This window comes from Porphyromonas sp. CAG:1061 (genome assembly GCF_000435035.1).
Classification (GTDB): Bacteria; Bacteroidota; Bacteroidia; order Bacteroidales; family Porphyromonadaceae; genus Porphyromonas_A; species Porphyromonas_A somerae.
The window spans coordinates 12,509-13,777 of record NZ_HF988913.1 but is presented as its reverse complement, the minus strand read 5'-3'; the positions used below and the strand labels follow the sequence as shown (position 1 = coordinate 13,777).

Here is a 1,269-nt window from a genome sequence, read left to right as displayed (position 1 = left end):
CCCCCATTACCATCCACCGTCCCGAAGCCCTCAATGCACTCTCTACCCAAGTGCTCGAGGAGCTCGGCGATGCCCTCAATCATCTAGCCCCCTCCACCCGCGTGCTCATCATCACCGGGGCGGGTCGCAGCTTTGTCGCTGGTGCCGATATCAGCGAGATGTCGCAATTCACCCCCGAGGAGGCACTCACCTTCGGTCAGCGTGGTGCCAAAGTCTTTCGCCAGCTAGAGCTCCTTCCCATCCCTGTGATTGCCGCTGTCAACGGCTTTGCACTTGGTGGAGGGTGCGAACTCGCTATGGCGTGCGACTTCCGCATCGTTTCCGAGAAGGCCAAGTTCGGTCAGCCCGAAGTGGGGCTCGGCATTCCTCCCGGCTTCAGTGGTACCCAAAGGCTACCCCGCCTAGTAGGTGCCGGAGAGGCGAGTGAATTGATCTTCACCGCACGCATCATTCCAGCCGATGAAGCCCTTCGTATAGGGCTCGTCAATAGAGTGGTAGCACCCGAAGAGTTGCTACCCACCGTGCAAGCGATTGCCGAGGAGATCGCCGCTAAGTCACCCCACGCCATTGCCCTCTCCAAAATGGCGATCCAGCGTGGTCTGCAAGCCGATATTGATACCGCTATCGCCATTGAAAACCACCTCTTTAGCAATGCCTTTGCCTCTCCCGAGCAAAAGGAGGGGATGAGTGCCTTCCTAGAGAAGCGGACCCCAAAGTTTTAGATTCCAAAACCAATAATAAACAACAAGATATTATGAAAATCGTAGTACTCGGAAATGGCACCATGGGTGCTGGCATAGCACAGACTATGGCACAAAAGTCTCTAGAGGTGACTATGAAAGGTCGCTCTACAGAGTCCCTAGGCAGAGCTATGGCTCGTATGGAGAAAGGACTTAATCGTCAGGTAGATAAAGGACGTATGACCGCAGAGGATCGCGACGCTATCCTCGCTCGCATCACCACCACTACTGACTTTGATCAGGTCAAGGATGCCGACCTCGTGATTGAGGCAGTGAGCGAAGAGATGGAGGTGAAGAAAGAGATCCTCACCCACCTCTGCTCTATCCTACAGCCAGAGGCGATCATCGCCACCAATACCTCCTCCCTCTCTATTACCGAGCTAGCAGCGGCTACCAAGCGACCAGAGAAGGTGATCGGTATGCACTTCTTCAACCCCGTGCCAGTGATGAAACTGGTAGAGGTGATCACTGGCCAGCTCACTAGCGAAGCGACCCTCACCACCGTGCTACAGCTTTGTGAGCAGCTCGG

2 protein-coding genes (1 of these 2 running past the window's edge) are annotated in these 1,269 nt (G+C 55.2%); both read left to right on the top strand.

From position 1 onward, the window contains the following. Positions 1-5 precede the first annotated feature (5 nt). Entirely contained in the window at positions 6-722 is a 717-nt protein-coding gene (locus QVO39_RS04630; RefSeq protein WP_288171774.1) for an enoyl-CoA hydratase-related protein, read from the top strand. Between the two features lie 32 nt (positions 723-754). Next, a protein-coding gene (locus QVO39_RS09180; RefSeq protein ID WP_021903212.1) for a 3-hydroxyacyl-CoA dehydrogenase family protein crosses the window boundary here: on the top strand, positions 755-1,269 show its 5' portion. Its footprint extends 40 nt past the window's final position; only the first 515 of its 555 coding nucleotides appear in the window; the start codon lies at positions 755-757; its stop codon lies off the right edge, out of view.